This is a genomic window from Actinophytocola xinjiangensis (genome assembly GCF_001921215.1).
Lineage (GTDB): Bacteria > Actinomycetota > Actinomycetes > Mycobacteriales > Pseudonocardiaceae > Actinophytocola > Actinophytocola xinjiangensis.
Map to the genome: position 1 here is coordinate 38,990 of NZ_MSIF01000001.1, position 25,162 is coordinate 64,151.

At 70.7% G+C, this 25,162-nt stretch carries 22 protein-coding genes; 11 read left to right on the plus strand and 11 right to left on the minus strand.

Annotated elements, in window-relative coordinates; translation table 11 throughout:
- Positions 1-57: 57 nt before the first annotated feature.
- Positions 58-657, minus strand: coding sequence for a hypothetical protein (locus BLA60_RS00205; protein WP_154814031.1), 600 nt, complete (start codon positions 655-657; stop codon positions 58-60).
- Between the two features lie 140 nt (positions 658-797).
- Between BLA60_RS00205 and BLA60_RS00210 the strand changes: the two genes are divergently transcribed.
- Both BLA60_RS00210 and BLA60_RS00215 read left to right on the plus strand, forming a co-directional pair.
- Positions 798-1,316: a DUF4262 domain-containing protein gene (locus tag BLA60_RS00210; protein WP_084734628.1), complete on the plus strand. Its 519-nt coding sequence runs from the start codon at positions 798-800 to the stop codon at positions 1,314-1,316.
- A gap of 46 nt (positions 1,317-1,362) precedes the next feature.
- Entirely contained in the window at positions 1,363-3,099 is a 1,737-nt protein-coding gene (locus BLA60_RS00215; RefSeq protein WP_075130623.1) for a metallophosphoesterase family protein, read from the plus strand.
- On the opposite strand, the gene BLA60_RS00220 is transcribed toward BLA60_RS00215, so the two are convergent.
- From BLA60_RS00220 to BLA60_RS00240, 5 genes are all read right to left on the minus strand, one after another.
- Positions 3,075-3,806: an SDR family oxidoreductase gene (locus BLA60_RS00220; RefSeq protein WP_075130624.1), complete on the minus strand. Its 732-nt coding sequence runs from the start codon at positions 3,804-3,806 to the stop codon at positions 3,075-3,077. The two genes, BLA60_RS00215 and BLA60_RS00220, sit on opposite strands and share 25 nt — an antisense overlap.
- A 119-nt stretch (positions 3,807-3,925) precedes the next feature.
- Positions 3,926-5,458 (minus strand): glucoamylase family protein, encoded by a 1,533-nt coding sequence (locus BLA60_RS00225; RefSeq protein ID WP_084734497.1) that lies wholly within the window; start codon positions 5,456-5,458, stop codon positions 3,926-3,928.
- A 12-nt stretch (positions 5,459-5,470) separates the two neighbouring features.
- Positions 5,471-6,316 (minus strand): carbohydrate ABC transporter permease, encoded by an 846-nt coding sequence (locus BLA60_RS00230; RefSeq protein WP_075130625.1) that lies wholly within the window; start codon positions 6,314-6,316, stop codon positions 5,471-5,473.
- Positions 6,306-7,229 carry a carbohydrate ABC transporter permease gene (locus BLA60_RS00235; protein ID WP_084734498.1) on the minus strand — a complete coding sequence of 308 codons (924 nt, stop codon included), beginning with the start codon at positions 7,227-7,229 and terminating at the stop codon, positions 6,306-6,308. Before BLA60_RS00235 ends, BLA60_RS00230 begins: the two co-directional genes overlap by 11 nt.
- A 10-nt stretch (positions 7,230-7,239) precedes the next feature.
- The gene (locus BLA60_RS00240; protein ID WP_075130626.1) at positions 7,240-8,505 is read right to left on the minus strand and encodes a sugar ABC transporter substrate-binding protein; all 1,266 of its coding nucleotides are present in this window, start codon (positions 8,503-8,505) and stop codon (positions 7,240-7,242) included.
- A gap of 164 nt (positions 8,506-8,669) precedes the next feature.
- On the opposite strand from BLA60_RS00240, the gene ruvC reads away from it, so the two are divergent.
- The 7 genes from ruvC (at position 8,670) to BLA60_RS00275 (ending at position 15,172) form a co-directional block, all read left to right on the plus strand.
- Positions 8,670-9,260: a crossover junction endodeoxyribonuclease RuvC gene (gene ruvC, locus BLA60_RS00245; RefSeq protein WP_075130627.1), complete on the plus strand. Its 591-nt coding sequence runs from the start codon at positions 8,670-8,672 to the stop codon at positions 9,258-9,260.
- The gene (ruvA, locus tag BLA60_RS00250) at positions 9,257-9,871 is read left to right on the plus strand and encodes a Holliday junction branch migration protein RuvA (protein WP_075130628.1); all 615 of its coding nucleotides are present in this window, start codon (positions 9,257-9,259) and stop codon (positions 9,869-9,871) included. The genes ruvC and ruvA overlap by 4 nt, the downstream gene beginning before the upstream one ends.
- A gap of 21 nt (positions 9,872-9,892) precedes the next feature.
- On the plus strand, positions 9,893-10,990 hold the full coding sequence (gene ruvB / locus BLA60_RS00255; RefSeq protein ID WP_425427035.1) for a Holliday junction branch migration DNA helicase RuvB: 1,098 nt from the start codon (positions 9,893-9,895) through the stop codon (positions 10,988-10,990).
- A 41-nt stretch (positions 10,991-11,031) separates the two neighbouring features.
- Entirely contained in the window at positions 11,032-11,400 is a 369-nt protein-coding gene (gene yajC, locus BLA60_RS00260; protein WP_245811767.1) for a preprotein translocase subunit YajC, read from the plus strand.
- 156 nt (positions 11,401-11,556) lie between these two features.
- Positions 11,557-13,368 (plus strand): protein translocase subunit SecD, encoded by a 1,812-nt coding sequence (gene secD, locus BLA60_RS00265; RefSeq protein ID WP_075130631.1) that lies wholly within the window; start codon positions 11,557-11,559, stop codon positions 13,366-13,368.
- 2 nt (positions 13,369-13,370) lie between these two features.
- Positions 13,371-14,648 carry a protein translocase subunit SecF gene (secF, locus tag BLA60_RS00270; protein WP_154814032.1) on the plus strand — a complete coding sequence of 426 codons (1,278 nt, stop codon included), beginning with the start codon at positions 13,371-13,373 and terminating at the stop codon, positions 14,646-14,648.
- Positions 14,645-15,172: an adenine phosphoribosyltransferase gene (locus tag BLA60_RS00275; protein ID WP_154814033.1), complete on the plus strand. Its 528-nt coding sequence runs from the start codon at positions 14,645-14,647 to the stop codon at positions 15,170-15,172. The genes secF and BLA60_RS00275 overlap by 4 nt, the downstream gene beginning before the upstream one ends.
- Before the next feature lie 4 nt (positions 15,173-15,176).
- On the opposite strand, the gene BLA60_RS00280 is transcribed toward BLA60_RS00275, so the two are convergent.
- On the minus strand, positions 15,177-15,941 hold the full coding sequence (locus tag BLA60_RS00280) for a dioxygenase family protein (protein ID WP_075130634.1): 765 nt from the start codon (positions 15,939-15,941) through the stop codon (positions 15,177-15,179).
- A gap of 76 nt (positions 15,942-16,017) precedes the next feature.
- On the opposite strand from BLA60_RS00280, the gene BLA60_RS00285 reads away from it, so the two are divergent.
- Positions 16,018-18,330: a RelA/SpoT family protein gene (locus tag BLA60_RS00285; protein ID WP_075130635.1), complete on the plus strand. Its 2,313-nt coding sequence runs from the start codon at positions 16,018-16,020 to the stop codon at positions 18,328-18,330.
- A gap of 12 nt (positions 18,331-18,342) precedes the next feature.
- Here BLA60_RS00285 and BLA60_RS46080 read toward each other — a convergent pair whose 3' ends face one another.
- The 3 genes from BLA60_RS46080 to BLA60_RS00300 all read right to left on the minus strand — a co-directional run bounded on the left by BLA60_RS46080 (position 18,343) and on the right by BLA60_RS00300 (position 21,767).
- Positions 18,343-19,056, minus strand: a complete 714-nt coding sequence (locus tag BLA60_RS46080) for a helix-turn-helix domain-containing protein (RefSeq protein WP_084734630.1) — start codon at positions 19,054-19,056, stop codon at positions 18,343-18,345.
- Between the two features lie 36 nt (positions 19,057-19,092).
- Positions 19,093-20,790 (minus strand): flavin monoamine oxidase family protein, encoded by a 1,698-nt coding sequence (locus tag BLA60_RS00295; RefSeq protein ID WP_154814034.1) that lies wholly within the window; start codon positions 20,788-20,790, stop codon positions 19,093-19,095.
- Positions 20,791-20,924: 134 nt separating this feature from the next.
- On the minus strand, positions 20,925-21,767 hold the full coding sequence (locus BLA60_RS00300; protein ID WP_075130636.1) for a peptidylprolyl isomerase: 843 nt from the start codon (positions 21,765-21,767) through the stop codon (positions 20,925-20,927).
- 192 nt (positions 21,768-21,959) lie between these two features.
- Between BLA60_RS00300 and BLA60_RS00305 the strand changes: the two genes are divergently transcribed.
- Positions 21,960-24,206: an ATP-binding protein gene (locus BLA60_RS00305; protein WP_162292879.1), complete on the plus strand. Its 2,247-nt coding sequence runs from the start codon at positions 21,960-21,962 to the stop codon at positions 24,204-24,206.
- Here the strand turns inward: BLA60_RS00305 and BLA60_RS00310 are convergent.
- Positions 24,195-25,148: a nucleoside hydrolase gene (locus BLA60_RS00310; RefSeq protein ID WP_075130637.1), complete on the minus strand. Its 954-nt coding sequence runs from the start codon at positions 25,146-25,148 to the stop codon at positions 24,195-24,197. The two genes, BLA60_RS00305 and BLA60_RS00310, sit on opposite strands and share 12 nt — an antisense overlap.
- Positions 25,149-25,162: the final 14 nt, after the last annotated feature.

Consider the following 25,162-nt stretch of genomic DNA (forward strand, 5'->3'; position numbering starts at 1 on the left):
GGACCTTCGCTCTGCCGTGGCACGTCCCGACCGTGACCCCGATCATACTCCGCGTGGTCACGCGCAGGTGGCACGCCAACACCGCAGGTCCCAGTGTTCGACGGGAGTTCCGCCGCCGCCCCGGACCACCCGCTGCCCGTGCGCGAAGGTCACCGTTGCCGAGGTGCGCACCCACAGCCACGCGGTCAGCTTCGGCTCCGGCCGGGTCCAGACGTGGTACCAGGCCTGGCCATCGACGTCGTCCCCGGTGGTCACCAGCGGGACCTGCAGATACCACTGGGCGGGCGCCGGCAGATGTCCCAGCAGGTCGCGGACCGGCGTCGGCAGCGCCCCCAGCGTCGGCGGGCGGTCCTCACGGGTGACGGCGCCCGGCCCAGGGCCGTGGAACTCGCTGCTGGTCAGCGAGCCGGGAACCCACCGCAGGATCTCGAGGCGGTGTCGCGCCCGGCCCTCGGTGGTGACCGGGGTCGCCACGCACATCGCCCGGTCGCCGAACGCCGTGACCGACGTGCGGTTCGGGTCGTCGTGGTCGCGCCACCACATCTGGAGGGTGCCGAGCTCGCCGGCGAGCCGGTCGCGCAGCGCCGCCCGCAGCCCGTCCCAGTCCTGCCGCGCGGCGGGGTCCACGGCCGGTAGCGCACCGGGTACGTGCAGCACACCCCGCTCGTCGACCACTTCGGCCCCCGTCCGTCGTCCCGGTGTGACACTGGCACAGGTTGCGACCGTTCGGCAGACGCGGGCCGCCGCGTTTCGTATCCTCACGGCCGGGAGCGCGAAAGATCGACCAGGGGGTGCCGGTGACCGACGGTGGTTCGAGCCTGACCGAGGACGACCTGGCCCTGCGGGACCGGCTGATCGCCGAGGCCGACACCAACGGCCACGCGATCGTCCAGGTCCCCGCCGAGGACGGCGAGGCGCCGTTCACGTTCTCCGTCGGCGCCTACCGCAGCTTCGGCGTGCCGGAGGGCATCGTTGTCGGCCTGCCGCCCGACGCCGGCCGGCACCTGGTGAACGTGTACGTGCACCGGGTGGCCGCCGGCAAGAAGTACATCCCGGGCGTGCGGTACCACGACTTCTTCGACGGCACACCGATCACCTTCGAGCGTGTCGCCAAGGGCCACTACTTCCCCTACTTCGGCACCGCGTTCCTGCTGCACCCCGACGGTGACTTCCCGGCCCTGCAGCTGATCGTGCCGACGGCCGACACGGTCTGGCCGTGGCAGCCGCAGGCGCCGGCCGGGTTCGCGCGCTGGCAACGGATCCTGACGGTCAGCGGCAGCCCGGAGAGCTGGGTGCCGGGCGTCAACGGACCGTGACCCCCGGTACTCGACATCGCACCGGCGATGCACGAGGCTGTCCGGCATGGCAGCGCCCCGGCCCCGCCCACGGGAGATCACCGAGGAACAACTGGGTTTCCAGCCACGGCGGGCGGTGCGCTGGCTCAACCCGGGGGTGCTGATCACCACCGGCGCGCAGTCGGTGATGGCCTCGATCTTCGGTTCCTACGCGGACAAACGCGAACTCCAGGCCACGCTGGGAGCCGGGGTCCACTCCCACGCCGAGGACGGCCACTGGCTGGACTTCGTCGCCGACCTCGGTGACGGCTTCGACGCCACCTACTCCATCGCCTCGCTGCTGGCCGCGCCGGAGCTGACCGTCGGCGGGCAGACCCTGCCGCGCGGACGGGTGCTGGTCATGGGCGGTGACCAGGTCTACCCGGCCGCGTCCACCGAGGCCTACGAGGACCGCAGCAAGGGTGTCTACCGCGCGGCGCTGCCGGTCGCGCCGCCCGAGTCGCCGACGCTCTACGCCCTGCCCGGCAACCACGACTGGTACGACGGCCTCACCACGTTCCTGCGGGTCTTCGGCCAGGGCCGGCCGGTCGGCGGCTGGGCCACCGCGCAGAGCCGCAGCTACTTCGCCCTCGAGTTACCCCACCGGTGGTGGCTCTACGCCGTCGACACCCAGTTCGACGACTACGTCGACGCCCCGCAACTGGCCTACTTCCGCGACGCCGCCACCGCCCTGGAGGAGGGCGACGCGGTCATCCTGTGCACCTCCAAGCCCGCCTGGGTGCCGGCCGGCTCCGGCGGGCCGAGCACCGGCTACGACACCATCGAGTTCTTCCAGCGAGAGGTCATCCGCCCGCGCGGCGCCACCGTCCCGCTGATGCTCTCCGGCGACAAGCACCACTACGTGCGCTACGCCGAACGCGACGGCACCGGCCAGCGGATCACCTGCGGTCTCGGCGGCGCCTACCTCGCCAGCACCCACACCCTGCCCCGGACGCTGACCCTGCCGCCGGCGCGGTCGCGGGTGCGGGCCCCGTCCGACCAGCGGCGCTACGACCTGGCCGCCCGCTACCCCGGCAAGACCGAGTCGGAGTGGCTCGCGGCCGGGATCTTCCGTCTGCCGTGGCGCAACCCGGGGTTCTGGGCGCTGACCGGCCTGCTGCAGACGGCGATGACGCTGGCCGTGCTCTACGGCGTGACCGGAGTCGGCAACCCCGACCGCCAGGGCGTGTTCGGTCAGCTGGCGGCCTGGTCACCGGCGGCGGTGGCCGCGGTCGTGCTGGTGTTCGCCGGGGTGGCGTTCGCCCGGTTCGACCTGCCGAGGACCGGCAGAACCAACGTGCTCGCCGGTGTCCTGCACGCCGCCGGGCACCTGGCGCTGAGCGCCGGCTGGGCGTTCGCGGTGCGTTGGCTCTACCGCGACGTGCTGCCCGAGGGCGCGGCGGGGGACTGGCTGGTGTTCGGGTTCGTGGTGGTCGTGACGCCGGTGGTGCTCGGGTTCCTGGACGCGCAGCTGGTCGCGCTGTACCTGCTGGTGGCGAGCCGGTTCGGGATCAACTCCAACGAGGCGTTCGCCGGGCAGGGCATCGAGGACCACAAGGGTTTCCTGCGCCTGCACATCGCCGGGGACGGCACGCTGACCGTGTACCCGGTGCGGCTGTCGAAGGTCTGCCGCCGCTGGCGTGCCAACCCCGACGGCGCCCCGACCGACCCGTGGCTGCTGCCGGTGGAGCGGTTACGCCCGGAGTTGGTGGAGGCCCCGGTCAGGGTCCCGCGCGACCCTCAGGCCGCGCCGCCGTTGACGTAGAGGACCTGGCCGTTGACCCACCGGCCGGGGCCGGCGAGGAACGCGACGGTCTCGGCGATGTCGGTCGGGGTGCCGAGGCGCCCCAGGGGGTTCGCCGAGGCGATCTGGTCGATGAGTTGCTGGCTCTTGCCGTCGAGGAACAGCGGTGTGGCGGTCGGCCCGGGGGCGACGGCGTTGACCGTGATGTCCCGGCCGCGCAGCTCACGGGCCAGGATCAGCGTCAGCGACTCCACCGCGCCCTTGGACGCCGCGTAGGCGGCGTACCCGGGCATCTGCAACCGGGTCACCGACGTGGAGAAGTTGACGATCGCGCCGCCGGGCCGCAGCCGCCGCGCGGCGAGCTGGTCGACGACGAACGTGCCGCGCACGTTGGTGCGCTGGACGCGGTCGAACGTGTCCAGGTCCAGGTCGACGACCGGCGCCAGCGGCATGATCCCGGCGGTGTGGACCAGCACGTCGACCCCGCCGAACTCGCTGTCGGCGAGGTCGAACACCGCCGCCATGGCCGTCTCGTCGGCCACGTCCCCGCCGGCGACGACCGCGCGGCCCCCGGCGCCGGTCACCGCGCCGGCCGCCGCCACCGCCCGGTCCCGGTTGCCCGCGTAGTGCACGACGACGGCGAAGCCGTCGGCGCCGAGCCGTTCGGCGCTGGCCCGGCCGATCCCGCCCGACCCACCGGTGACGATCGCGACCCGCTGGTCCGCCATGTCCGCTCCTCCCACCCGACTGACGCTCCCGATCATCCGCCCCCGGCGCCGACCTCGGCTACTCCGAGGCGACGCCGGGCGTGGACGACCGCGCCCGGCCCGCGCCCGGCCTGCGTCACTCACTGGTGGCGCGGCAGGCTGAACTCCTCCATCGCCATCACCGGGCGCAGGTGCCGTTGCGGTCCGCCGGGGACGAACGCCTCCCGCAGTACGTCGTCGCCGAGCAGGTTGCCCAGCGTCCCCATGATCATGCCCTGGTCGAGGGCCAGGTACCGCTTGGCGACCGTGCCGCTGCGCACCGCGATCGAGTCGTAGAACCCGCCCGGGCCGTAGCTGTCGAAGTCGCGCCGCAGCTTCGCCAGCTCGGTGGTCGCCGCCCTCGGCTGGTAGGGCAGCGCCAGCACCACCGCGTGCGGGGTGACCACCCCGTCGCCGTACCCGGCCGGTTCCGGCTGGGCGTCCCGGCAGCCGGCGAACCCCGGGTCGACCGAGGTGCGTTCCTGGTCGCTGGTGTAGCCCAGCGAGTCCAGGCCCATCGCGTCCACGCCGTACTCGCGGTAGCCGCCGGCCGGGTTGGACGCGGGGGAGAAGCCCCAGTAGCCGTAGCCGGCGTCGCGCAGGCCGTGCTCGATCTGCCCGCGTACGTACACCGAGTGCTGCCGTGCCCAGGAGTTCCTGCCCCAGCTGACCTCCGGCACGAACAGGTCGGGCATCAGCTCCTCGAACATGTCCCCGCCCCAGGTCGGCACGAACTTCAGGCCCCGGTAGGTGTAGTGGCCCTCGAACACCGGGACCCCGAGGTAGTCGACGAACTCGCCGTTCGGGCGCTGCTCCTGCCAGCCGTAGTCGCAGGTGTCCGGGAACGTCCGCCACGGCGCGAAGTAGTGCGCGGGTGGCACCTGCCCGAGCGAGATCGCCACGTAGCTGATCATCCGCACCTCGCTGGCGAAGTTGCCGTAGGTGTGGCAGGTGTAGAACACGTCCTCGCCGATGCCCAGGTAGTTGCCCGGCAGTGAGCAGCCCGGCGGCTGTTCGTCCCAGAACCCGCCGCGCATCAGGCCGGCCGGCACGTCCGGGCCCCGGGCGGCCGGGTCGTAGTAGAAGTCGAAGCGCATGGGTTCCAGCAGCTCACCGGCCCGCGTGCGGGCCTCCGGGACGGCGTTGCGGACCACCATCAGCGCGGTCGCCAGCCACGCGTTGTCCACGCTGGACAGGAACGGGTGCACGACCGTGCCGTCCTCTGGCCAGGTCCGCAGCTTCGCCAGGGTCACCGGGTCGTACCAGTTGTAGAACTGGCCGGAGTCGGCGTGCCGCTCCAGCCTGGCCACCGAGTCCAGCGTCCTGCGGGTGCGTTCCACCAGCTCACGCCGCCCGATCAGGCCCAGTTCCTCGGCCACCACCGCCGACCACAGGTACGAGCCGATGTTGGTCGGCGAGGTGTAGCGCGAGCGCGTCGACGGGTCGAGGTCGCCGCCGATGTTGTCGGCCGGCAGACCCGTCGCCGGCGCCACCAGCGCGGTGAACGACCGCCAGGTGTCCCGCGCGAGCCGCTCGAACCCCGGGGCGGCCGCCGGCTGCGCGGCGGCGGCGGGGGCGAGCGGGGTGACCAGCGCGACGGCGAGCACCGCCGTCACGGCCAGGCGTAAGGCCATCGGTGAACCCTCCTACTTGAGTCCGGTGGTCGCGATGCCCCGGACGAAATGGCGTTGCAGCAGGACGAACACGACGAGCACGGGCACCACGACCACGACCGAGCCGGCGAGCAGCAGGTCGTAGTCGGTGCGGTTCTGGCCGATGGCGTAGAGCGCCAGCGCCACCGGCAGGGTGTAGGTGTCCTCGGTCGTCGCGGACACCAGCGGCCACAGGAAGTTGTTCCAGGAGGACAGGAACGTCAGGATCCCCAGCGTCGCCAGCGCCGGGCGGCACAGCGGCAGCACGATCCGGCGGAAGATCCGGAACTCGGTCGCGCCGTCGATCCGCGCGGCCTCCAACAGGTCGTCCGGGATCGACAGGATGAACTGGCGCATCAGGAACACGCCGAACGCCTGCGCGGCGAAGGGCAGGATCAGGCCGGCGAGCGTGTTGACCAGCCCGAGATTGCTGGACAGCACGAACAGCGGCACGATCGTCACGATGTTGGGCACCATGATCGTGCCGAGCACCACCGCGAACAGCAGCCGCCTGCCGCCGAAGGGCAGCTTCGCCAGCGCGTACCCGGCCGCTGAGCAGAACAGCAGGTTGGTCAGCGTGGTGAACACCGTGACGACGACCGAGTTGGTGAAGTAGGTCGGAAAGTCCAGCCTGGCGAACAGGTCGCCGTAGTTGGCGAAGGTCACCTCGTCGGGCAGCCAGGTCATCGGCACCTGGCGGATCTCGCTCTCGGTCTTGAACGAGGACAGCACCATCCACACGAACGGCCCGACCATCACCACCAGCCCGGCCGCCAGCACCAGGTGCAGGCCCAGCCTGGCCACCCGGTCCTTGCGTCGCGTGCCGCGCTCACCGGTCAACGTTGTTCCTCAGCAGCCGGAACCAGGCGATCGACAGCCCCACGACCACGACGAACAGCACGTAGCCCATCGCCGAGGCGTAGCCGTAGTTGCCGAAACCGAACTGGTTGTAGGTGTGGTGGGCCATCGACAGGGTCGAGTCCAGCGGCCCGCCCTGGGTCATCACGAACGGCTCCTCGAAGTACTGCACGTAGGCGATGGTCGTGATCACCGCGACGAACAGCATCGTCGGCGCCAGCATCGGCACGGTCAGGTGCCGCAGTTGGGCCCAGCGCCGCGCGCCGTCGATCGTCGCCGCCTCGTACAGCTCGCGGGGGATGGCCTGCAACCCGGCCAGGAAGATCACCATCGCGAAGCCGAGGTTGCGCCACGCGGCCATCACGATCAGCGTCGGCAGCGCGAACGCCTCGTCGTTGAGCCAGTTCGGGCCCTGGATCCCCACGGCCGAGAGCAGTTCGTTGACCAGTCCGGACTCCGGCTGGAGCAGGAAGCGCCAGACCACCGAGATGGCCACGATGCTGGTGACCACCGGCAGGTAGTAGCCGACCCGGAACGCCGTGCGGAACCGGACCAGCCCGGAGTTCAGCCCCAGCGCGAACGCCAGTGCCAGTGCCATCGTCAGCGGGACACCGACCCCGACGAACACCGCGGTGTTCACGCACGCCCGCACGAACTTGGGGTCGGTGAACAGCCGCACGTAGTTGTCGAACCCGACCACCTCGACCCCGAGCGGGTCGAGCAGGTCGGCGCTGCGGATGTCGGTCACGCTCATCACCAGCGACACCGCCACCGGTCCCGCCGTGAACAGCAGGAACAGCACGGTGAAGGGCAGCGCGAACGTCCAGCCGGTCAGCGCCCGGTACAGCGCGGACCCGGCCGCCGGTGACGTCCGGGAGTTCCTGGTCCGGCGCACGCCGGGGTCCTCAGTTCCCGGTACCGATCGCGCTCGCCTGTTCCTGCATCGCCGTGGCGGCGGCCTCGGGGGAGGTGGCGCCCTTGGCGATCTTCTCCAGCTCGGTGTCCACGCCGGCGGCGATCTGTTCCCAGGTGGGGATGGGCGGCGGGGCCTTGGCGGTGTCGAGCTGGTCGCCGAAGGTCGCCAGCAGCGGGTCGTCGGCCAGCACCGGGTCGTCCCACGCGGCCTGCACCGCCGGCAGGTCGCTGACCGTCTGGTACCACCTGACCTGAACGTCCGGTCGCATCAGGTAGGAGACGAACTTCCAGGCGCCGTCGCGGTTGTCGGCCTCCTTGAACACCGACAGGTTCGACCCGCCGATGAAGGAGGTGTACTCGCCGGGGCCGGCGGGCATCGGCCACAGCTCGAACTTCCCCTCGCCGCCGAGCTCGTTGAGCAGGCCGATGTGCCACGGCCCGGACACGAACGACGCGATCTCCCCGGACAGCAGCTTGGGCTCCGGCTCACCCTCCCGCAATCTGTCCCGTGTGGACAGTCCGTCGGCGTAGAACGACTCGTAGTAGGCCAGCGCCTCGACGTTGGGCGCCGCGTCGAGCACGAACCGCGTCCCGTCGTGGATGTCGCCGCCGTTCTGCCAGACGAAGGGCATCACCGTCTGCCACGCGCCGGTCTGGCCCGGTTGCAGGTAGATGCCCCACTTCGCGCCGCCCTTGGTCCGCAGGGCGGTGACCGCCGCGTGCAGGTCCTCCCAGGTCGCCGGCGCCTCGGTGATCCCGGCCTTCTCGGCCGCCGCCCGGTTCACGAACAGCAGCCGGGTCTCCACGTACCACGGCACGCTGTAGGAGGTGCCGTCGACGACGCCGGTCTCCCAGGCGCCGGGGAAGAAGTCCTGCTCGGACACCAGGTCGGACGGGACGACGTCGAGCGCGCCGGTGTTGGCGAACTCGCCGATCCAGGTCGTGCCGAGCATGGACACGTCCGGGGTCTCCTGGCCGGCGATCGCGGTGGAGATCTTGTTGTGCGCGCCGTCCCAGGGCACCGGGGTCACCGTGACCCGCGCGTCCGGGTTCTCCTTCATGAAGTCCTCGGCCAGCACGGATAACTTCTCGCCCTCCGTGCCCATGGCCCAGACGGTGATCTCGCCGGAGGCCTTGCCCTGGTCGAGTTGGGCGCCCTCCTCGGCGGCGCCGCCGCCGTCGTCGTCGCGTCCGCAGGCCGAGGCGAGCAGCGTCACCGCCAGGACGGCCGCGAGGAGTCGGGTGGGTCGGGTCATCGCATACCTCCGGGTCGGTCGCCGTGGACACCAGACTGGAAGCGCTTACATTCCCTGTACGAGGATGTTTTAGCACGCATGTCAACAGCCGCCGTGTCGCTGCCGGACCCGGGCGGGGACCCTCGATAGGGTTCGAACTGATGTTCTCAGGGAATGGTGGACGCATGCGCGTGTTGGGTGTCGACCCCGGGCTGACGAGGTGCGGGATCGCCGTCGTCGACGGGGGCACCGGTCGCTCGGTGCGCTGTGTCGCGGTCGACGTGATCCGCACGTCCCCCGACGACGACCTCGCGCTGCGCCTGCTGGCGGTCGCCGACGCCGTCGACGAGTGGCTCGACCGCCACCGCCCCGACGTGGTCGCCGTCGAGCGGGTCTTCAGCCAGCACAACGTGCGCACCGCGATGGGCACCGCCCAGGCCGGCGGCGTCGTCGCCCTGGGCGCCGCCCGCCGGGGCCTGCCGGTCGCCTTCCACACCCCCAGCGAGGTCAAGGCCGCCGTCACCGGCTCGGGCCGCGCGGACAAGGCCCAGGTCACCACGATGATCACCCGCCTGCTGGGGCTCGCCGAGGCCCCCCGCCCGGCCGACGCGGCCGACGCGCTGGCCCTGGGCATCTGCCATCTCTGGCGCGCACCCCTGCGCGACCGCCTCGCCGAGGCCGAGGCGAAGGCGGCCGAACTGGCCCGCCGCCACCGCGCCCGGATCACCGAGGCCGCCCGAGGCGCCGCGAAGGGCGCGAAAGGAACGACGTCATGATCTCCTCAGTCCGTGGCCGGGTGCTCGCCATCGGTCTCGACCACGTCGTGGTCGAGGTCGGTGGGGTCGGTCTCGCCGTGCAGGCCACCCCGGCCACCCTTGCCACCCTGCGCACCGGCGAGGAGACGGCGCTGGCCACCGCCCTCGTGGTGCGCGAGGACTCGTTGACCCTCTTCGGTTTCGCCGACCACGCCGCCCGCGACCTGTTCGGGCTGTTGCAGACCGTCTCCGGGATCGGCCCGAGGATCGCGTTGGCCACCCTCGCCGTGCTCGACCCCGACCAGCTGCGCGCCGCGCTCGGCGAGGGCAACCTCACCGTGCTCACCCAGGTGCCCGGCATCGGCCGCAAGGGCGCCGAGCGGATGGTCATCGAACTGCGGGACAAGATCGGCGCCCTGCCGGCCGCCGCCCCCGCCGTCAACGGCGCGGTCCGTGGTTCGGTCGTGGAGGCGTTGGTGGGCCTGGGTTTCCCGGCCAAGCAGGCCGAACAGGCGGTCGACGGCGTCCTCGGCGGCAACGGCTCGGGCAACGGTTCGGGCAATGGCTCGGGCACCGCCGACCAGGCGACCGTGCTGCGCAAGGCACTGGCCACCCTCGGCCGCAAGCGGTAGCGGATCATGCACCATGGCCCGGTGACCGGGGACGAGATCGAGGACGAGTTCGGCGGATCCGCCGACGGCACGGAGCTGTCGCCGCTCGCGACACCGAACGAACGTGACGACGAGACGTCGCTGCGACCCCGCCGGCTCGCCGAGTTCGTCGGCCAGCCCCGGGTCCGCGAACAGCTCGAACTCGTCCTCCAGGGCGCGACCCAGCGCGGCGTCCCACCCGACCACGTCCTGCTCTCCGGCCCGCCCGGCCTCGGCAAGACCAGCCTCGCGATGATCATCGCCGCCGAACTGGGCAGCGCGCTGCGGATCACCTCCGGCCCGGCGCTCGAACGCGCCGGCGACCTCGCCGCGATGCTGTCCAACCTCGTCGAGGGCGACGTGCTGTTCATCGACGAGATCCACCGCATCGCCCGCCCCGCCGAGGAGATGCTCTACCTCGCGATGGAGGACTACCGGGTCGACGTGGTCGTCGGCAAGGGCCCCGGCGCCACCAGCATCCCACTGGAGATCGCGCCGTTCACGCTGGTCGGCGCCACCACCCGGTCCGGATCGCTGACCGGCCCACTGCGTGACCGGTTCGGCTTCACCGCCCACATGGAGTTCTACTCGCCGGCCGAACTGGAACAGGTGCTCCGCCGCTCGGCGGCGATCCTCGGCGTCGACCTGCGCGAGGACGGCGCCACCGAGATCGCCGGCCGCTCCCGGGGAACACCCCGCATCGCCAACCGCCTGCTGCGCCGCGTCCGCGACTTCGCCGAGGTGCGCGCCGACGGTTCGATCACCCGCGAGATCGCCATGTCCGCGCTGCGTGTCTACGACGTCGACGAGCTGGGTCTGGACCGCCTGGACCGCGCCGTACTGGACGCGCTCGTGCGTTCGTTCGGCGGGGGGCCGGTAGGGGTGTCGACACTGGCTGTCGCGGTCGGCGAAGAAGCAAGTACGGTGGAGGAGGTGTGCGAGCCATATCTGGTTCGAGCAGGCATGTTGGCCAGGACGCCCCGGGGCCGGGTGGCGACCGCGTCGGCATGGACGCACCTAGGGCTGTCGGCCCCGGCTAACGCCCCAGGTCCGATTCCGCCTACTCTGTTCGGCAGTGACCCTGCGCACACCGCAGACTGAATACAGCTTTCCACGGATGGAGAAAAATGGAACTGCTTCCCATGCTTCTGCTGTTCGGGCTGCTCGGCGTCATGATGTACTTCATGAGCCGGCGCCAGCGCAGGGCGCAGGAGCAGCAAGTCGCGCTGCAGAACTCGCTGACCATCGGTGACCGGGTGATGACCACCTCCGGTCTCTACGGCACGGTCATCGACACCTCGGACGACAGCACGATCGGCATCGAGATCGCGCCCGGTGTCGAGACCGAGTGGCTGCGTGCCGCGGTGCGCGAGAAGGTGGGCCCGGTCGTCGAGGACGATGAGGACGTCGTCGAGGACGCCGAGGGCGAGGACGTCGACCTGGTCGAGGACGAGACCCTGGTGGACGAGGACGTCAAGGACGACACCAAGGCAGACACCAAGCAGAAGTAGCCATAACCTGTGAACGTGACGTGACCGTGTGACACGGGCCTCACGTCACCACAGGTACGCTGCGCCTTCGCCCGCACTTGTCAACGGGTGCGGGCGCAGTCGTGTGTGACAAGACGCGCCGGAGGACCGACGCCAGTCCGAGGAGACCGACCGACCGTGGCACCACCGTCAGGGCAGATCCGCCCGGGGCGCTATCTCGCGTTCTTCCTGTTCATCGTGGTCCTGCTCTACACCTTGGTGTTCGCCACCCCGGATCATCAGCTGAAACCCAAACTGGGTATCGACCTCCAGGGCGGGACCCGGGTCACCCTGACGGCCAGGACCGAGGACGGCCAGGCGCCCTCGCGTGAGGCCCTCGAACAGGCCCGGCAGATCATCGAGAACCGCGTCAACGGTATCGGTGTCTCCGGCACCGAGGTTGTCCTCGACGGTAGCAACTTGATCATCACCGTACCGGGCGAGGAGGGCGATCAGGCCAAGGACCTCGGCCAGACGGCCCAGCTCCGCTTCCGGCAGGTGTACCAGGCGGTCCCCGCCGAGCCGGCGCCCACCGAGGAACCGGCGCCGAGCACCGACCCGTCGGCCCCGGCCTCCACGCCACCCTCGACCCCACCGTCGACCCCGCCCCCGGCCGACGCCTCGACCCCGCCGGACGCCTCCAGCGCCCCGCAGGGCCGCCCGGCGCCGGCGCTGGCCGGCCAGCCCAGCGACGAGCCGTCCCAGCCGCCGGCGAGCGAGCCACCCGCCTCGGACCCGGCCACCGAGCCGCCGGCCGACGGTGATGACGGTGACAGCGCCGTCGACCCGGAGACGGCCAAGCAGATCCAGGAGGCCAAGGCGGTCCGCCAGGCCGCGACCCTGGTCCCCAGCGCCGACGGCACGGTCCAGGCCGACCCGGCCGCCCAGCAGGCGGCCATCGCCGCACTGGACTGCTCCAAGGCCGACCCGCTGGTCGGCAACGACGACCCGAAGCTGCCGCTGGTCGCCTGTGACCAGGACGGCACGGCCAAGTACATCCTCGGCCCCACCTTCCTGCAGGGCACCGAGATCTCCGACGCCAACTCCGCGGTCAACCCCGAGGGCGTCGGCCACGTGGTGACGCTCAACTTCAAGAGCGAGGGCACCCGGATCTGGGCCGACTACACCACGGCCAACGTCGGCAAGCAGGCCGCGTTCGTGCTCGACACCCAGGTCGTGTCGGCCCCGGAGATCCGCGAGCCGATCTCCGGCGGGCAGACCCAGATCAGCGGCGGTGCCGGCGGTGGGTTCACCGCCGACGAGGCCAAGAGCCTCGCCGAGGTGCTCAAGTACGGCTCGCTGCCGCTCTCGTTCGACAACTCCGAGGCCGAGACGGTCTCGGCGACCCTGGGCCTGGCCTCCCTGGAGGCCGGCCTGATCGCCGGCGCGGTCGGCATCGTGCTGGTGTTCGTCTACTGCCTGTTCTACTACCGGATGCTCGGCCTGCTGACCGGTCTGTCGATCGTGCTCTCCGGTGTGATCGTGTTCGCCGTGCTGGTGCTGCTTGGCCGCTGGATCGGGTTCACGCTCGACCTCGCCGGCGTCGCCGGGTTCATCGTCGCCATCGGTATCACGGCCGACTCGTTCATCGTGTTCTTCGAACGGCTCAAGGACGAGATGCGGGAGGGCCGAACGTTCCGGTCGGCGGTCCCCAGAGCGTGGGTCCGCGCCCGGCGCACCATCCTGTCCGCCGACGCGGTCATGTTCCTCGCCGCCGGTGTGCTCTACGTCCTGGCCGTCGGCCAGGTCAAGGGCTTCGCGTTCACCCTCGGCATGTCGACCGTGCTCGACCTGATCGTGGTGTTCTTCGTGACCCACCCGCTGGTCGCGCTGGCGTCCAAGTCGAAAACCCTGTCCAGTCCGAAGCTGTCCGGTCTCGGCAACGTGCAACGCGTGTCGAACGACCGGACCGCCGGTGGTCGCGCCCGCACCGCGACGAAGGAGGCGTGACGGTGGCGAGCGACGAATCCCCCCGTCCGGCGGCCAAGCCACGCAAGCTCCGCGAACGGCTCTACGTCGGCAACGGCGCGTTCGACGTCGTCGGCAAGCGCAAGCGCTGGTACGTGTTCTTCGCGGTGCTGATGCTGGTCTGCATCGCCTCGATCGTGTTCCGGGGCTTCAACCTGGGCATCGACTTCGAGGGCGGCACGCGTATCTCGATGCCGGCCCAGGGCGCCAACGGCGAGATCTCGACCGAGCAGGTCACCGACGTCTTCTCCGACACCCTCGGCCGTGAGCCGGCGACCGTGCAGGTGGTCGGGTCCGGCGAGAGCTCGACCATCCAGATCCGCTCGGAGACGCTGAACAGCCGCGAGGTCGCCGACCTGCGCGAGGCGCTGTTCAGCGACTTCCAGCCGCTCAACGACAGTGGCCAGCCCAGCGAGCAGGCCATCTCCGACAGCGCGGTGAGCGCGTCGTGGGGTGGGGAGATCTCCCAGCAGGCGCTGATCGCTCTGGCCGTGTTCCTGGTGCTGGTGACGATCTTCCTGGCGGTCTACTTCGAGAAGTGGATGGCGGTCGGAGCGCTGGCCGCGCTGATCCACGACGTCGTGGTCACCGCCGGCGTGTACTCGATCGTCGGCTTCGAGGTGACCCCGGCGACCGTCATCGGTCTGCTGACGATCCTCGGCTTCTCCCTCTACGACACGGTGGTCGTGTTCGACAAGGTCAAGGAGAACACCCGGGGTCTGCTCGGCCTGACCAGACGGACCTATGCCGAGGCGGCCAACCTCGCGTTGAACCAGACGCTGATGCGGTCGATCAACACGTCGCTGATCGCCGTGCTGCCGATCATCGGTCTGCTCGTGGTCGGCGTCGGCCTGCTCGGCGTCGGCACCCTGCAGGACCTGGCGCTGGTGCAGCTGACCGGCATCCTCGCCGGCGCGCTGTCCTCGATCGCCCTGGCCACGCCGATCCTGGTCGACCTGAAGATGACCGACCAGAAGTACAAGGACCAGGCCCGCCGGGTGCACGCCCGCCGGGAGAACCTGGCCCGCAAGGCGGCCGCCGAGCAGGACGCCACCGGCCAGGTCGAGGTCGAGGTCGAGGATGAGTTCGACGCCAGCGACGACGACGCGCTGGCCGCGGAGCTGCGCAAGGAGAAGGCGATGGCGGCGGCCTCCAGCGTGCCGGCGCGCAACCCGAAGCCGGCGGAGTCCGGCCGGCGCAAGCAGGGCGGGCGACCGGGCGGCAAGCACGGCGGCCGGCCGACCGGCAAGAAGCGCCACTGACCGTGGCTGATCTGCGACGGGCGTTGGAACTGGTGCGCACGGTTCCGGACTTTCCGGAACCGGGCGTGCTGTTCCGCGACCTCAACCCCCTGTTCGCGGACGCGGAGGCGGTCCGGACGGTCGTCGACGCGATGGCCGCCGGGCTGCCGGCCGACGTCGACGTGATCGCCGCCGTGGAGGCCAGGGGCTTCCTGCTCGGCGGTCCGGTGGCGGTCGCGCTCGGCTGCGGCCTGGTGCCGATCCGTAAGCCGGGCAAGCTGCCGGCCGTGGCCGACCGTGTCGACTACTCGCTGGAGTACGGCACGGCCTCCCTGGAACTGCCGGCGGGCGTGCTCGAACCCGGGCAGCGGGTGGCCGTGGTGGACGACGTGCTGGCCACCGGCGGCACGGTGGCCGCCGTGTGCCAGCTGGTGGAGCGGGCCGGCGCGCGGGTGTCGGCGGTGTCGGTGGTGCTGGAGCTGACCGCCCTCGGCGGCCGGGGCCTGCTCCCCGGCCGGGACATCCAGGTCCTGCAGACGATCTAGGCGGCTAGGCGAACTGCACGGACCGCTTGGACAGGCCGTACCAGTAGCCGTCGATGACCGACCGTGGCGCTTCGCTGGTGGCCAGGCCGGCGCCGAGCGTGACGAACAGCGGGGCGAAGTGCTCGGTCCTCGGGTGAGCCAGTTGGCTGGCCGGGGCCTTGTGCGGGAAGTCCAGCAGCGCGTCGAAGTCCCGTTCGGCCAGTACCCGTGAGCCCCAGTCGTCGAACTCGGCCGACCAGGACGGCGGGGCGACGGCCGGGTCGGTCATCTGGATCTCCGACAGGTTGTGGGTGAAGAACCCGGACCCGACTATCAGTACGCCCTCCTCGCGCAGCGGGGCGAGTCGTTGGCCGACGCCGAGCAGCTCGGTGGGGTCCAGTGACGGCATGGAGATCTGCAGGACGGGCACGGTGGCGTCCGGGTACATCTCCACGAGTGGCACGTAGGCGCCGTGGTCCAGGCCCCGGGTCGGGTCGTCGTGCACCGACGGGCCGAGCAGGCCGCGGACCTTCGCCGCGAGTTCCGGCGCGCCGGGGGCGGCGTAGGTGACCTGGTAGTAGCGCTCGGGGAAGCCCCAGAAGTCGTAGACCAGTGGCGCGGTGGTCGTGGCGCCGATGGTCAGCGGGGCGTTCTCCCAGTGCGCGGACACGATCAGGATGGCGCTGGGTGTCGGCAGGCCGGCCGACCAGTCGGCGAGTTCCCTCGTCCAGACCTGGTCGTCGGCCAGCGGCGGGGCCCCGTGGCTGAGGTAGATCACCGGCATCGACATGACAACTCCTGAGGTTGAAGATTCAACTATACGTTAGCAGGCTATTCTCAGGACTTGGAGTTCTCGGGAGCCGCGAGTGAGCCAGAACGTTGAGACCGGGGCGACACAGGATGGTGCCGCCCAGCAGAACGCCGTGCGGGCACCGTCGGCGACCCGCCGGGTACGGGCGCGCCTGGCCAGACGGATCACCGCCCAGCGGTCCGCGCCGGTCAAACAGGTGCTCGAACCCCTCGCCGCGGTCCACCGCGAACTGCACCCCAAGGCCGACCTCGCCCTGCTCCAGCATGCCTACGACGTCGCCGAGGAGGCCCACCGCGACCAGCGGCGCAAGTCCGGCGACCCGTACATCACCCACCCGCTCGCCGTCGCCACCATCCTCGCCGAGCTGGGCATGGACACGATCACCCTGGTCGCGGCCCTGCTGCACGACACCATCGAGGACACCGAGTACTCGCTGAAGAACCTGCACGACGACTTCGGCGAGGAGGTCGCCCGCCTGGTCGACGGCGTGACCAAGCTCGACAAGGTGCAACTCGGCTCGGCCGCCGAGGCCGAGACCATCCGCAAGATGGTCATCGCCATGGCCCGCGACCCGCGCGTCCTGGTCATCAAGCTCGCCGACCGGCTGCACAACATGCGCACCATGCGCTTCCTGCCCCCCGAGAAGCAGGCCAAGAAAGCCAGGGAAACCCTGGAGGTGCTCGCCCCGCTGGCCCACCGGCTGGGCATGGCGACCGTCAAGTGGGAGCTGGAGGACCTCGCGTTCGCGATCCTGCAACCCAAGAAGTACGACGAGATCGTCCGCCTGGTGGCGACCAGGGCACCCTCGCGGGACACCTACCTGCACAAGGTGACCGAGGAGCTGACCACCCACCTCGAACAGTCCCGGATCAACGCCAAGGTCGAGGGCCGCCCCAAGCACTACTACTCGATCAACCAGAAGATGATCGTCCGCGGCCGCGACTTCGACGACATCCACGACCTGGTCGGCGTGCGGCTGCTGGTCCAGGACGTGCGCGACTGCTACGCGGCCATGGGCGTGGTGCACGCGCTGTGGCAGCCGATGCCCGGCCGGTTCAAGGACTACATCGCCCAGCCGCGCTTCGGCGTCTACCAGTCGCTGCACACGACCGTGATCGGTCCGGAGGGCAAGCCGCTGGAGGTGCAGATCCGCACCTACGACATGCACAACACCGCCGAGTACGGCATCGCCGCGCACTGGCGGTACAAGGAGACCAGAGGCACCCACGAGGGCCACGCCGTCGAGGTCGACGAGATGGCCTGGATGCGCCAACTGCTCGACTGGCAGCGGGAGGCCGCCGACCCCGGCGAGTTCCTGGAGTCGCTGCGCTACGACCTGGCCGCCCGCGAGATCTTCGTCTTCACCCCCAAGGGCGACGTGCACACGCTGCCCGCCGGCTCGACCCCGGTCGACTTCGCCTACGCCGTGCACACCGAGGTCGGCCACCGCTGCATCGGCGCGCGGGTCAACGGCCGGCTGGTCGCCCTGGAACGCAAGCTGGAGAACGGCGACGTCGTCGAGATCTTCACCTCCAAGGCCGAGGGCGCCGGCCCCTCCCGCGACTGGCTCGCCTTCGCCGCCTCACCACGCGCGCGGGCCAAGATCAAGCAGTGGTTCGCCAAGGAACGCAAGGAAGAGGCGATCGAGGCCGGCAAGGAGTCGATCACCAAGGAGGTCCGCCGGGTCGGCCTGCCCATGCAGCGACTCGTCTCCGCCGACTCGATGGCCGCCCTGGCCCGCGAACTGCGCTACACCGAGATGAGCTCGCTGTACGCGGCCGTGGGGGAGGGCCACGTCTCCGCCCGGCACGTCGTCCAGCGCCTGGTCGCGCTGCTCGGCGGGGTCGAGCACGCCGAGGACGAGCTGGCCGAGCGGGCCACCCCCTCCACCATCACCCGCCGCCGCTCGACCGGCGATGCCGGCGTGATCGTCAAGGGCGCCAGCGACATCTGGGTCAAGCTCGCCCGCTGCTGCACCCCGGTGCCCGGCGACGACATCCTCGGGTTCGTCACCCGGGGCGGCGGCGTCTCGGTGCACCGCACCGACTGCACCAACGCCGGTGAGCTGATCGCCACGCCCGAACGGCTCGTCGACGTCGAGTGGGCGCCGTCGGAGTCGTCGGTGTTCCTGGTGACCATCCAGGTCGAGGCGCTCGACCGGCACCGGCTGCTCTCCGACGTCACCAAGGTCCTGGCCGACGAGAAGGTCAACATCCTGTCCGCCTCGGTGACCACCTCCCGCGACCGGGTGGCGGTGAGCCGGTTCAGCTTCGAGATGGGCGACCCGAAGCACCTGGGCCACGTGCTCAAGGTCGTGCGCAGCGTCGAGGGCGTCTACGACGTCTACCGGGTCACCTCGGCGTCCTGACCCGGTTCCGGTTCAGCCGACCAGCGCGGTCAGCGGCACCCCCGCCAGCGCCCGCACCTCCCGGGACAGGTGCGCCTGGTCGGCGTAGCCGCACCGGTGGGCGACGTCGGCGAGGCCGGTGCCCTGTCTGGCCAGCCGCAGGGCGTTCTGGAACCGCAGCACGCGCGCCAGCACCTTGGCGCCGTAACCGAACGCCGCCAGGCAGCGCCGGTGCACCTGCCGCTCGGTCAGCCCGATCTCCTCGGCCATCGCGCTGACCCGCCGACCGGCGCCGGCCAGCGCCAGCAACGCCGGCACGGCCGGGTCCGGCCCGGTGCGCACCCCGTCGAGCACCGAGGCGGCCAGCACGTCCTGGGCCTCGGCGGCCGACGTGGTGCCGTGAAGGCCCTCGGCCAGCCGGGCCACCCGGCCGGCCTCCCACAGCGCGTCGAGGGGGACCTGCTGGTCACGCAGCACGTCGGCCGGCACGCCCAACCCCGCCGGGGCGTGCCCGGAGCGGAACCGCGCGCCGACCATCTCTCCCGGCGCCGTCGACGCCAGCCGCGCGGCGGTGTCCGGCCCGGCGACGAACAACGCACCGGTCGCGCGGTGCCAGATGATGTCCGCGCAGGCGTCCGGCACGACGCGCGCGACCCCGGCCGGGGGCGTGTCGACCCGGCGTGCCCACACGCGGGTCAGCAACTCCCCGGTCGGGGCCGGCGGGCGTCGTTCGGTGTACCGGTCCACGTCCGGCAGTCTGCCACCGGACACCGACCGTTGTGGCTAGGGCCGCAGCGCGCGGGAGTCCGGCACCTGGTGGACCACCGGCGGCTCGGACCGCTGGGTGCCGGTCAGCTGCCCGACGACGTACTCGGCCGACATCAGGGCGCCCTCCTGCCAGCCGGGCAGCGGCGAGACCTGGTCACCGATCACGAAGAACCGGCGGTTGGTCGGCGTGTCCGGCGCGAGCAGCCGGCTGTAGGCGAACGCCGAGTTCACGTCGGCCGGATCCCAGTGCGCGCTGACCCCGGACTGGTAGGGCACCTTGTGCCAGGCGATCGACAGGCCGTTGTTCGGCACGATGTCGGTGTCGCCGAACTCGGTGTGCAGCCTGGTCGCCGACTGGCGGGCGGTGTCCAGCCGCTCCGCCAGCGACATCTCGCCCATCTTGATGGCGTCGTCGTCGAAATTGTAGGCACCGGTCATGGTGCCCTTCTCGGAGAAGTAGTCGTTCGACGGATACCAGACCTGCTGAATGATGTCATTGGTCCAGCTGATGCCGCCGTAGATCTGGTACTTGTCCGATTCCCAGAACCGCTCGTTGGCCTGCCAGCCGACCTTGCACGACGGCCCGAACTTGAGAATTCCGACGGCTTTCTGGAAGTCCGACGAGAAACCGCCCTTGAGGACCTTCTCGTGCAGCACCGGAAGCGGCATGTTGCTCAGGCAGTAGTCGACCGTCCGCTCGCCGCCCTTGGCCGACTTCACCAGGACCCCGTCGGGCAGGATCTCCACCGAGGTGACCGGGTCGTCGTAGGTGATCGTGCCCTCCGGCAGGTCGCCGACCAGGGCCTTGACGATCATGTCCATGCCGCCGACCGGCTGGAACATCGTGGCCTGCCACAGGTGGTTGACCGGGTGGTAGAACTGGTTCTGCCAGTACCGGGCGTCGATCAGGTCGCCGAGGCCCAGCGGCGTCGGCGCCTGGGGCATGTCGGTGACGCTCAACGGCACCTTGTTGCCGGCGCGGGTCGACCCGGTGTACTCGAAGTCCTTCGTCGTGTTCAGGTCACCGAACACGGTGAGCAGGTCGAGCAGGTTCTCCTGCTGCGAGGACGACAGCGCGGCGAGTTCCGCGGTCAGCGCGCCCTTCTTCACCGCCCGGTGCAGCAACGCCGCCAGGTGCCCCCTGGTGTCGTTGGCCACCCGCCGGTTCGTCTCGGCGACCCCGCCGACCGCGGCGAACCGGTTGGCGGTGGTCTCCATGATGTACGGCTCGAGCAGGACCTCCAGCCGGGAGCACAGGTCCAGCACGCGGCGGTGGTGGTAAGGGATCCGACCCGCGCCGAGGTTGAGGTAGAGGCCCTCGTCGAAGGTGCAGGTCTGGGTGGTGATCGTGCCGCCGCTGCCGTTCTCCACGACCTTGTCGCCGGTGCGCGCGGTGAAGTTGCGGCCCCCTGGCCGGTCGAGGGCCTCGGAGATCTCCACGGAGTACCCCTGGTCCAACAGCAGGCGGGCGGCCCGCAGCCCGGCGACCCCCGCCCCGATGATCAGGACGGTGCCGGCCTGCCGTGCGCCGCCGCGCCCCTGCCGGAACTGCCCGGCCGGTGCCGCGGTCGCCGGAATCGCCCCGGTCATCGACTGCAACAATGCCGAGCCGGCGGTCGCCGCCCCGATCACGCTCAGAAAACGGCGGCGCGACGGCAACCGGGTTCCGGATTCCACTCCGGCGTTCCCGGCAGGCTTGTCGACTGTGGACACGATTGGTTTCTCCCTCCGACACACGGCAATTCCGCAAGGGAACCTAAAACCGTGGGCCGAAGGGAGCGACCGTTGTCACTCGCCGATCGGGGCCGGTCACTCAGTGGAGTGGCGGTTACTCACCGTTGTGATCGTCAGCTGTCGACCGTGGCCGTCTTGATGTTCACCGGCGTCTTCGGCGCACCGTCGTCGGGCGAGCTGCCCGGCGTGATGCCGGCCTGGGCGATCTTGTCCAGGACCGTGAGCCCCGGAGCCTCCACCTTGCCGAACACCGCGTAGTTCGGCGGCAGGGTGGAATCGCCGTAGACCATGAAGAACTGGCTGCCCCCGGTGTCCGGGCCGCCGTTGGCCATCGCCAGCGTGCCGCGCGGGTAGATCTTCAGCGGCTCACCGGTCGGGTTGTTCGGCGCGTCGGCCAGATCGGTCGGCAGCTCGTCGGGGATCGTGTAGCCGGGGCCGCCGGTGCCGTCGCCCTTCGGGTCACCGCACTGCAGGACCTTCAGGCTCTCCGAGTTCGTCAGCCGGTGGCACACGGTGCCGTCGAAGTACTTGGCCTTCGCCAGATGCTCGATGCTCTGCACGGTGCACGGCGCCAGCGCGCGGTCCAGCGTCAGCGGGATCACGCCCTGATCAGCGGTGACGGTGATCTTCACCGTGCCATCGGACGGCGTCTGCGCCGGGTCGTCGGGCAGACCGGCCTCCGCCGGCGGCTGCTCGGCCGGGTTCTCCGTGTAGGCGCACGACCCGTCGGTCGTGTTGGCGGGCGCGGTCTCCTCCTCGGTGGGGTTGGTCGCCGCCTCCGAGTCCTCGGGGCCCAGGTTGGCCAACCAGTACACCAGCCCGACCACCGCGACCACCACGATCACGGTCAGGCCGACGCCCCAGATCCGGCGGCGCTTCACGCGCTCCGCCCGCCTGGTGAGCTGTCGCTCCAGCTTGCGCTTGGCGGCCTGCCGACGCTGCTCGTTGCTCGGCACGGGCACCCTCCTGACTCAGCCATCCGTCCTGCCGGGCGGCAGTCTATGGGTAACCAGGGTAAGAACCGTGTGGAGGTCCCGAGAAACTCAGGGGATTGCCAGGTTCCGAAGGGAGAGTGGGAACCTGGATACTGGGCGTGGCAGGGTGGTGACCCATGGACCGTGCCAGCGGGTACTGACAAGGTGGACTCCATGCAAGACAGGCGTGACGACGGGACCTCGCCGTTCGCCGATGAACTGGAACGCCTGCTGCGCAAGCGCGGGCTGTCCTGGCGTCGCCTCTCCGACCTGATCGGCTACACCCCGAGCTGGCTGTCCAAGATCAAACACGGTGCCCCGCCCTCGGCCGAACTCGCCCGCAAGTGCGACCAGGTCCTGGAGGCGGAAGGCCAGCTCATCGCCCTTGCCGCGTCCTCGGGTGGCCCCGTGCGACTGGCCCAACTGCCGGCCGCCGCGGCCACGTTCGTCGGCCGGGAGGCCGAGATGGCGGAGCTGTCCCGGATCCTGTCCGGCGAGGGCGAACCGGGCATCCCGCAGACCGTCGCGATCGACGGACCGCCCGGCGCCGGCAAGACCGCACTGGCCCTGCGGGTGGCGCACGCGGTGGTCGCCCGCTACACCGACGGCCAGCTCTACGTCGACCTGCGCGGATACTCACCCGACGGCCAGCCCCGGATCGTCGAGGAGGTGCTGGAGGAGTTCCTCACCGCACTCGGCGTGCAGATCGACGTGATCCCGGCCAGCCTGGAGTCGCGGGCCAAGCTGTACCGCTCGGTGCTCGCCGACCGGCGGGTGATGGTCGTGCTGGACAACGCCGCGGACTCCTCCCAGCTGCACCACCTGATGCCCGGCGCGTCCGGCTGCGCGGTCGTGGTGACCAGCCGCAAACGCCTCGGCGGCCTGACCATCCAGACCGACCGGCGGGTCACCCTCGGCCCGATGGCCGACGACGAGGCGATCACCCTGCTGCGCAAGGTGATCGGTGAGGAGCGGGTCGCCGCCGAACCGGACGCGGTACGGGCACTGGCCAACCGCTGCGGCAACCTGCCGCTGGCGTTGCGCATCGCGGCCGAGCGGGTCGCCACCCATCCGCACCACTCGGTGAGCCTGCTGGTGGAGGAACTTGCCACCGAGGACGAGCGGCTGGAAGCGCTGTCCACCGACGACTCGGTCGCCGTGAAGACCGTGTTCTCGTGGTCCTACCGTGACCTGTCGGCCGAGGCGGCACGGATGTTCCGGCTGATCGGTCTGCACGTCGGCTCGCACCTGAGCACCGGCGCGGCCGCGGCACTGGCCGACCAGCGGCTGACCAAGGCGCGGCGACTGCTCGACCGGCTCACCGGCGTGCACCTGCTGGAGGGCCTGGGCAGCGACCGGTACCGGATGCACGACCTGTTACGCGTCTACGCCGCCGAGCAGGCCACCCTGGAGGAGCCGCAGCAGGAGCGCACGCTGGCGCTGCGCCGGATGGTCGACTGGTACCTGCACAACAGCTACGCGGCCAACCACGCCCTCGCCCCGCAGCGCCACGACCCGGAACTGGAGAAGTCCGAGTTCTCGGTGGAGGTCACCGACTTCGACTACGACTCCGCGCTGGAGTGGTGCGAGCTGGAGATGTCCAACATCGCGATGGCGACCCGCACGGCGGTCGAGGTCGGCGAGAACGTGGCGGCGTGGAAGCTGCCGGCCGGCTCGTTCAACTACCTGAACCTGCGCAAACGCTGGACCCCGTGGGTGGCCTCGCACGAGGTGGGGGTGGTCGGCGCGCGGCGGGCCGGCGACCGCTACGGCGAGGCGTGGGTGCTCAACAACCTGGCGATCGCCTACCGGGACCTGCGGCGCATCGACGAGGCCAAGGAGTGCTTCCAGCAGGCCAGAGTGCTGCGGATCTCGCTCGGTGACCGGGTCGGGCAGGCGTGGAGCCTGACCGGCATCGGCTACCTCGGCCTGGACGAGCAGCGCTACGGCGACGCGGCGCTGAACTTCGGGGAGGCGCTGGACATCTTCCGCGAGGTCGGCGACCGGCACGGGGAGGGCATCTCGCTGGCCAACGTCGGCGACGCGTACCGGGCGCTGCACGACCACGACCGGGCGGTCGAGGCGCTGGGCAGCGCGCTGACCCTGTTCCGGGAGATCGCCGACCGCTACGGCGAGGGCTACACGCTGGTCAAGCTGGGCGACACCTACTCGGAGCTGAACCGGGCACCGGACGCCCTGGAGTGCTTCGAGCACGCCCTGGAGGCCCGCCAGGAGCTCGGTGACCGCTGGGGCGAGGGGGAGACCCTGCACAAGCGTGGGCTCGTGCTGCACGACAGCGGGCAGCACGACCTCGCCGTGGAGTCCTTCCGCGCGGCCCACGCGATCTTCGAGGAGCTGGGGGATCCCAGAGCCGCCGATCTGCGCGGGTTGTTGGCCGACAACCAGGAGTCAGCCCTGTAGGGACTTGAACATCTGGTCCAGGAACCGCGGCACGTCGACCTTTTCCGCGACCTTCACCGGAACACGGCCCGCGCCGGCGGTCGCCGGAATGTGGTCGTCGCTGGAGATCATGCGTCGGTCGGAGACGACCTGGCCCCTGGTGTGCGTGCCGGTGAGTTCCACGCCGAGCGGGATTTCCCGATAGCTGGCGAGATTCTGGTCCAGCATGATGGCCGCCGCCAGCGGGTCGTGCAGGGTACAGGTGACCTCGCCGAACATGTGGGAATAGAACTGTCCATAGTGGTCCAGCAGTCGGCTGGCGAACCGCGCCCGGGGGCTGTCGACGGAATTCAGCGCGGCCAGCCATTCGCCGTTGACACGGGCCTGTTCGGTGGCGTCGAGACCCACGAGCGTCAGGTCCGGGAATCCCGAGTCGAAGACCAGATCGGCGGCTTCCGGGTCGTGGAAGAAATTGGCGTCGGCGTACGGGGTGATGTTTCCCGGGACGTTCACCGCGCCGCCCATGATGACGACCGAGCGCAGCAGACTGGGTAATTCCGGTTCGAGGATGACCGCGAGCGCGATGTTGGTCAGCGGGCCGAGGGCGAGCAGCGTCAGCTCACCGGGGTGCGCACGGGCCAGCCGCACGAGCTGTTCGGCGGCCGAGCCGGGTGCCACCGAGCCTGTCGGCGGCGGACCGGCGTGTCCACCGAGCCCGTCGTCACCGTGGACGAACTCCGCGGTCTGCAGCGGCTGGGCGAGTGGCCGGGCGGCACCGACGGTCACCGGCGGAGTGAGGCCGACGAGCTCGAGCACGCGAAGCGCGTTCAGTGCCCCGACCGGGGCGGGCACGTTGCCGTGGACACTACCCACGGCGACGATCTCAGCGTCCTCCTGGGCCGCCAAGTACATGATCGCGAGGGCGTCGTCAACCCCCGGATCGGTGTCGAGAATGATGCGCACGCTGAGGCACTCAA

Bases quoted from the DNA above. Each gene is read 5' to 3' on its own strand.
- BLA60_RS00215 (WP_075130623.1), top strand. From the start codon at position 1,363: ATGGCAGCGCCCCGGCCCCGCCCACGGGAGATCACCGAGGAACAACTG.
- BLA60_RS00220 (WP_075130624.1), bottom strand. From the start codon at position 3,806: ATGGCGGACCAGCGGGTCGCGATCGTCACCGGTGGGTCGGGCGGGATC.
- BLA60_RS00225 (WP_084734497.1), bottom strand. From the start codon at position 5,458: ATGGCCTTACGCCTGGCCGTGACGGCGGTGCTCGCCGTCGCGCTGGTC.
- BLA60_RS00240 (WP_075130626.1), bottom strand. From the start codon at position 8,505: ATGACCCGACCCACCCGACTCCTCGCGGCCGTCCTGGCGGTGACGCTG.
- ruvC (WP_075130627.1), top strand. From the start codon at position 8,670: ATGCGCGTGTTGGGTGTCGACCCCGGGCTGACGAGGTGCGGGATCGCC.
- ruvA (WP_075130628.1), top strand. From the start codon at position 9,257: ATGATCTCCTCAGTCCGTGGCCGGGTGCTCGCCATCGGTCTCGACCAC.
- yajC (WP_245811767.1), top strand. From the start codon at position 11,032: ATGCTTCTGCTGTTCGGGCTGCTCGGCGTCATGATGTACTTCATGAGC.
- BLA60_RS00280 (WP_075130634.1), bottom strand. From the start codon at position 15,941: ATGTCGATGCCGGTGATCTACCTCAGCCACGGGGCCCCGCCGCTGGCC.
- BLA60_RS00305 (WP_162292879.1), top strand. From the start codon at position 21,960: ATGCAAGACAGGCGTGACGACGGGACCTCGCCGTTCGCCGATGAACTG.